General features: G+C 64.6%; 8 protein-coding genes. 5 read left to right on the forward strand and 3 right to left on the reverse strand.

The features are described 5' to 3' along the window. Both ABNS06_RS07490 and ABNS06_RS07495 read left to right on the forward strand, forming a co-directional pair. The coding region (locus ABNS06_RS07490) for a hypothetical protein (protein WP_348673606.1) at positions 1-369 on the forward strand (369 nt) is incomplete at its 5' end. A gap of 94 nt (positions 370-463) precedes the next feature. Further along, on the forward strand, positions 464-697 hold the full coding sequence (locus ABNS06_RS07495) for a hypothetical protein (RefSeq protein ID WP_348673607.1): 234 nt from the start codon (positions 464-466) through the stop codon (positions 695-697). Between the two features lie 15 nt (positions 698-712). Here the strand turns inward: ABNS06_RS07495 and ABNS06_RS07500 are convergent, their stop codons facing one another. Further along, the gene (locus ABNS06_RS07500; protein ID WP_348673609.1) at positions 713-1,384 is read right to left on the reverse strand and encodes a TetR family transcriptional regulator; all 672 of its coding nucleotides are present in this window, start codon (positions 1,382-1,384) and stop codon (positions 713-715) included. A gap of 239 nt (positions 1,385-1,623) precedes the next feature. Here ABNS06_RS07500 and ABNS06_RS07505 point away from each other — a divergent pair, with 239 nt between their 5' ends. After that, on the forward strand, positions 1,624-3,069 hold the full coding sequence (locus ABNS06_RS07505) for a hypothetical protein (RefSeq protein WP_348673611.1): 1,446 nt from the start codon (positions 1,624-1,626) through the stop codon (positions 3,067-3,069). Between the two features lie 60 nt (positions 3,070-3,129). On the opposite strand, the gene ABNS06_RS07510 is transcribed toward ABNS06_RS07505, so the two are convergent. Both ABNS06_RS07510 and ABNS06_RS07515 read right to left on the reverse strand, forming a co-directional pair. After that, the gene (locus tag ABNS06_RS07510; protein ID WP_348673617.1) at positions 3,130-3,666 is read right to left on the reverse strand and encodes a glutathione peroxidase; all 537 of its coding nucleotides are present in this window, start codon (positions 3,664-3,666) and stop codon (positions 3,130-3,132) included. A 24-nt stretch (positions 3,667-3,690) separates the two neighbouring features. After that, complete coding sequence (locus ABNS06_RS07515; protein WP_348673612.1) at positions 3,691-4,752, reverse strand: NAD(P)-dependent alcohol dehydrogenase; 1,062 nt, start codon at positions 4,750-4,752, stop codon at positions 3,691-3,693. A 110-nt stretch (positions 4,753-4,862) separates the two neighbouring features. On the opposite strand from ABNS06_RS07515, the gene ABNS06_RS07520 reads away from it, so the two are divergent. Both ABNS06_RS07520 and ABNS06_RS07525 read left to right on the forward strand, forming a co-directional pair. Next, positions 4,863-5,330, forward strand: a complete 468-nt coding sequence (locus ABNS06_RS07520; RefSeq protein WP_348673614.1) for a hypothetical protein — start codon at positions 4,863-4,865, stop codon at positions 5,328-5,330. A 71-nt stretch (positions 5,331-5,401) separates the two neighbouring features. Further along, positions 5,402-6,690 (forward strand): hypothetical protein (locus tag ABNS06_RS07525; protein WP_348673615.1); only part of this gene is annotated, 1,289 nt, incomplete at its 3' end.

The following is a 6,690-nucleotide window of genomic DNA, read 5'->3' on the forward strand; positions in this document are numbered from 1 at the left end:
ACCATCTGCCAGGCGTTCAATCAGGCGCCGTTTGCCGACGTCGCGCTGGTCAGGCGCTCCGAGGTGCGTGTCGATGGCGAATCGTCGGTGGACTTTCAAGCCTATCGCCCTCCACCCAATGTGCAGCGCGGCAAGTGCCGCCAGTGCGGCGACCCCATTGTCGAGCACCTGCACATGCCTGGTCCGCTCGCATTGACCTTCATTCCCAGCGAGCGATTCGCCGACCCGACTCAGTTGCCGGCGGCGAGCCTTCGGGTGTTCTACGACCGCCGCGTGCAGGATTGCAACGACACCCTGCCTCGATACAGCGGCTATCTGCGCAGCCAGCTCGGCCTGCTTCGCCATCTGGCGCCGGCGCTCCTGCGCTGATCCGACGGGACGTGGCCGTGGGTCGGAGCGCCCTCACACGAGGCGGCGAAGGCGGGCTAACATGCGAGAGGTGTGAAGCCGACCGACCGTGACGATGACGCAGCAGGACATCAACCAGCAGGAATGGGACAACCCGGAGAACTGGAGCGGAAAAGTGCTCCCCGGGCTCTATTTCAGCAAGCGGGACACCCGGGTGATCGTGCCGAAAGGGCTGCCAAGCCTGGGCTGGACGGTCAATCTCGCGCACCCGGCCGGCGCCTGGACGTTCATCGGCTGCCTGCTCGCACCCGCCCTCATCCTGGCCGGCATGCTCATCACCCAAGGCTGAGCCCTTCAGCCCGCCTTACGCGTCGGGCAGACGCTCGACGCCGGCGCAGACATAGTCCAGAAAGCCCGACACCAACGCGTCCGGCCGATCCACCAGCGTTTGGCACTGGTCGTCCAGACCGGGCATGAACTTCAGGATTCGCATGTCGTCCAGCCCATGCACCAGGTTGTTGAGCGCGAGATAAAAATGCAGGTGGACGAGCTCCGGTGGCTTCTCCGGAATCGCCTGCGAAATCAATGTCTCGAAGCGCAGCAGCAAGCTGCCGAAGTACCGATTCAGCAGACCGTGGCCGAAATCACCCTCGTCTCGCATCAGCGAGCCGATGAAGCTGAGGCTATGTGGCGCTCTGGTGTGCAGAGAGACGAACGGCATGCCGAAGCTCATCAGGATTTCACGCACGCCAAGACTGCCGGCCGGACTGGCCTCTAGCTGGATCACAACCGCTTCCAGAGCACCGTTGAGCTGCTCGGCGATTCGCTCCGTGCTGCGCGTGAGCAACCCCTGCTTGTTGCGGAAGTAGTACCGGATGGCTGCGTCATTCGACACCTGAGCATGCCGTCGAATCTGGTTCAGCGAGACCGCGTGCGTCCCGAATTTCCCATACAGCTCAATGGCTGCATCCAGCAGGCTTCGTTCCGTGTTGGTGGGTTCCGCGGCAGCGTCCGTAGGTGTTCCTGCTTGACTCAAACTCGATTCCCTGGTCTCTTAACCCGGACAAGTAACGCAGTCGGGTTACCCATTCGGGTTGATCCGCAAATAACAAGCATCCCCGACGGATGAGGACCGCGACAGTCTAGAACAATCCGCGGACTCCACTCCGACCGGGGGGCGAACACGCACCGAGGAGGAGACCGCCAATGTCGATGCACCACCCTGTCCGTGCCCGGAACTTTGCGCGAGCCGCACTGAGCCACTCAACCCGCGCCATGCTTGGCATCGGCCTGCTCTGTGCCGCGCTGCTGAGCGCCTGCGGCGGCGGTTCCACCCAATCAGACCCTGTGGGCGATGGCTCCGCCCCACCTCCCACCGGCGAAGGCGGCACGGGTGGCGGTGCCCCCGTGGAACGCGATCAGTACCCGTTTGGACTGGCCTGTGGTTGGGAGGTCGCCAGCAACATCGACACCATGAACATCTTCTACCCCGATGATTCCGCCACGTATTGGGTGGCATTGGTGCCGATGCTGCCCGGTGCACGGCTGCGCATTGATGGTCGGTACCCCGACGTGCGCTATTTCTCCTACAACAGCTACGACCCGCTGCTGCGTCCGAGTGACGCCCTGGCCGACTTGGAGCTTGTCCCGCGCGCCAATGGCGTGAATCCCTTCGCGGTGGAGGGCGCGCCTCCCGGCGACACCTATCGCGCCTACCTCCATTTCGAGAACCGTCCGGAGCAACGCGCGCCGAACACGCTTTACGCCGGCGACTTTTCCACCGGCCAGCTCACCCTGCCGCATCCGGTCCTGCTGCCGCTGATGTACCGGACCTACGTTCCCGCGGATGGCCTCGGCCCCGATGGCGGCGTTGGTTTGCCGATCCTCACGCTGGAAACCATGGACGGCGAGACCGAACTGCTTCCAACCGCGGATTGCGTCGAACCGCTGCTGCCGACCCTGGGTGGCGCGGTGACCGAACTGGGCCTCAACGACCTGCTGCTGGGCATCAATGTCTATGACGATCCGCTACTCCTCGCGAACTCCATCGTGCCGTTGTCGGATGCCGACGCCGAAACCCACGTGTTCCGTGGCATCCCCGAGTTCTACGTGAACTTCATCGCGGAGCTGCTCGGGCTGCCCTTCCTGGGCGACGCCGTCGAAAACGCGGCCATCGGCGGTGGCGGCGGTGGCTTCATGTCCAACATCCACAACGCCTACACCTACAACATCTACTACCGACACAAGGGCAATGTCATCCTGTTTCGCGCCAAGGCGCCAACGTTTCGCGGGCAACCGGGCGTTCCCTTCGGCACCGAGCAACTTCGTTACTGGTCGATCTGCCAGAACGATGTCGTGACCCAGCGCTACACCGACTGCTCACGTGACGAGAACACGGTCCTGGATGAGGAGGGTTACTTCACCGTCGTCGTCTCCGACGCCGAAGACCGTCCCGCAAATGCAACCACCGCCAACGGGATCACCTGGCTCCCTTGGGGCCCGTACATCGACGCAGCCATCGCGTACCGGCACATGCTGCCGGCGCCGGACTATGTCGAGACCACGTCCTACGTGCCCCGCGGCACCCCCGTGGACGACATCATGGGCGAATACGCACCGCAGCCGTCATATTGCACACGAGAGGTGTTCGAATCCGCCGGTGACGCGCCAGCATCCGTGTTGTTCAGCACATGTCGTGCCTATCACGACGCCCTGGAATGATTGACGACACTTCATGCGACCCGGGACAACCCGAGTGCGCATGAAGTGAACCGGTTGCCTTCAGGCCAGCGCCTTGTCGATCGCCGACAGCACGCGCTCGTCCGCAGGCGTGATGTCCGGCGCGAACCGGGCGACCACCTCGCCGTTCCGGTCGATCAGGAATTTCTCGAAATTCCACGCGATGTCGCTGGGGGACTCCGGCCCGAGGCCGTGTTCGTCGAGCTTGGCCATCAGTTCGCTGGGCTCGTTGGCGGTGGCGCTCGGCTGGGCATCGGTCAGCGCCGCATAGAGCGGATGGATGTCGGGTCCCTTGACCGAGATCTTCTGCGCCAGCGGAAACTGCACGCCGAAGGTTCCCTTGCAGAAGGCGACGATCTCGTCGTTGCTGCCGGGCTCCTGCCCCGCGAAGTTGTTGGCGGGAAACCCGAGCACGACGAGGCCGGCGTCGCGCTTGTCCTCGTAGAGGGTTTCCAGCGCCTCGTACTGCGGCGTAAGCCCGCACTTGGAGGCGACATTGACGATCAACACCACGGAGCCGGTGTAGTCAGCCAGCGTAGTCTGCGTGCCGTCCATGGTGGTGAACGGTATGGAGGTGATATCGGTGCTCATGGTCTTGTCTCCCTAGGCGGCCTTGAGGCTCTTCATGTCGATGACGAAGCGATACTTCACGTCACCCTTCTTCATGCGTGCGTAGGCGTCGTTGATGTTTCTGATGTCGAGCATTTCCACGTCGCATTCAATGCCATGCTCGGCGCAGAAATCCAGCACCTCCTGGGTCTCGGGAATGCCGCCGATCAGCGAGCCGGTGAGCACGCGACGCTTGCGAACCAGCGCGCCGGCCATTACCGGCGGGTCGACGGGTTCCAGCAGACCAACCAGGATGTGGGTGCCGTCGAGCTTGAGACAGCCCAGATAGGGGTTCAGGTCATGCGCCACCGGCACGGTGTCCAGCAGAAAGTCGAAGCTGCCGCGCACGGCCTTCATCTGCGCCTTGTCGGTGGAGATCACGACATGATTCGCACCCTGCGCCTTGGCCTCGGCCCGCTTGGCCTCGGAGCGGGTGAAGATCGTGACCTCGGCGCCCAGGGCCTTGGCGAACTTCACGCCCATGTGCCCCAGCCCGCCCATGCCGATCACGCCGACCTTGTGACCGGCCTTGACGCCGAAGTGGCGGAGCGGCGAATAGGTGGTGATGCCCGCGCAGAGGATCGGCGCGGCGGTCGCCGGGTCGAGCTTGTCGGGGATGCGCAGCACGAAATCCTGATGCACGACGACCGCTTCGGAATAGCCTCCATAGGTCACCGACGCGTCATAACGATCAATACCGTTATAGGTGCTGATCATGCCGGCCTCGCAGTACTGCTCCAGTCCGTGCTGGCAGGGTTCGCAGGTCCGGCAGGAGTCGACGATGCAGCCGACGCCGACCCGGTCACCCACGGCGTGTCCGCTGACGTTCTCCCCCACGGCGGTCACGCGCCCGATGATCTCGTGCCCGGGCACCACCGGATACATCGTCCCGCCCCAGTCGTTCTCGGCGAAATGGATGTCGGTATGGCACACCCCGCAGTAGTCGATCTCGATCGCGACATCGTCAGGCCGCAACGCACGACGCTTGATCGCGTGCGGATGAACTCCGGAGGTTTCCGATTGAGCGGCATAGGCCTTGACTGAACTCACGGGCATGGTCCTGCATTGGATGAGACCATCTATTGTGCGGCCTGCCGGGCGCCAATCCCAATGCGTCCACCCCCCGCGCTGATACACTGCGGCCACTCCCGCATCCGGACGCCCCCATGCCCCGCGACCTGACCCGTCTGACCACCCTGCCGCTGCTGCTTGGCGGTGCATTGTGGCTCGCGGGCTGCGAGCCGGGAGATGACAGCGGCACGGTCGGCGCCTGCGTGAACCTGCCGGGCGACGAGGTGCTGCACCTCGACGAGGCCTCCGGCACGACGACCGATGCCACCATCGCCGAGATCGTGCTATCCGGCTTCGCCATCGACGGGGATGCGGTCTCCGCCCAATCCATCGCCGCCGAGCGCACCACCAACATCACGCTGGACGGCAATGCGCTGAACTGCGTGCTGCCCTGCTCCTTCGGCACGCAGCCCGGCACCTGGACCTTCGGCGCCTCGGCCGCCGGCTACGAGCTGACCCCGCAGGAGATCGACGCCGACTACGACCGTTTCGTCGGCGGCTGCCCGTCCTACGACGAGGACGGTACCCACGTGTCGATCACGCTGGACGAATCCGGCATGTGACACACCGCTGTCACGCGGGTTTCACGCAAGCCCGCTAGGCTTTTCGGGTTCCGTCACCCGCCTCGCCCTCCATGCTGATTCGTGATGCCCGCCTGCTGATTGGCGGTCTTCTGGTGTTCGCCGCCGGTTGTGGCACCAGTTCCGCGCCCGACACCACCACGCCGCCGACCGGCAACCCCGACGAACCGTCGCCGGTCGCCTGCGCGCCCTACACCGGCACGCCCGTCGAGACGCTGAAGTTCTTCGAGGGCGCGATGCACGAGCACACCAGCTACTCGGACGGCGACATCCGCAGCATTCCGTCCGACGTGTTCGCGCAGGCCCGGGAGCGCGGCATGGATTTCGTCGGTGCATCCGACCACTCCGATACGCTGGATGCCGGCGTGTTCATCTCCGTGGGCGGCGACTGCTTCACCACGCCGGATGGCCTGCTCACCTGCCTGACGCCGGACGGCGTCGACAGCCTCGCCAAGTGGAATGCCACGGCGACTCAGGTCGCCGAAGCATCGGACAAGCACTTCCTGGCGATCCGCGGCTTCGAATGGACCTCGGACCGCTTCGGCCACATCAACGTTTACTTCTCGCAGAATTTCTCCAACGCCAAGACCGACGGCGGCTATTTCGCGACGCTGGAAACCTTCTGGAGCTGGTTCACCCGTGAGCCCAACGCGGTTGGTCTAGGCGGCAGCGCGACGGCACCGGCGCCGTTCGGCGGCGGCGCGGACGGGCTGGCGCATTTCAACCATCCAACCGACAAGTGTCTGAGCGACGATGATCCCGGCTGCGACTGGTACGGCCTGGAATTCGTGCCCGCGGCAGCCGAGCGCATGTTCGGGATGGAGCTGTACAACGGCGGTGGCCGCCGCGACCGCTACATCGAGCCCTTCCACGCCGCGCTGGACAACGGCTGGCGCCTGTCGCCCGTTGGCTCGGAGGACGAACACAGCATCAACTGGGGTGGCGCGGAACTGGCCAAGACCGTGACGCTGGCAACCGAACTGACGGAGGACGCATTCAAGTCCGCCTGGCTCGCCCGCCGCACCTACGCCGAACTCGCCGGCACGCGCCTCAAGATCGACTTCCTCGCCGCGGACCATCCGATGGGCAGCGAACTTGCCTGCCAACCTGGGACCGACGTGCCCATCACCGTCCACGTGGAACACCGTGATGGCGGACCGTTCGTGGGCCGGCTGCAACTCATCACCAGCGGCGGCGAAATCGTCGCCGAATCCGCCACGCATGAGCTGTCCACGACGGTGACGGCAACCAATGCGCGTCGCTGGTATTACCTGCGCGTCGACAACGCGGAGGGCGAGTCCATCGCCTTCGCTGCGCCAGTGTGGATCGAGTCGCTCGCGGG

It is taken from the genome of uncultured Abyssibacter sp., assembly GCF_964000955.1.
Taxonomy (GTDB): domain Bacteria; phylum Pseudomonadota; class Gammaproteobacteria; order Nevskiales; family OUC007; genus Abyssibacter.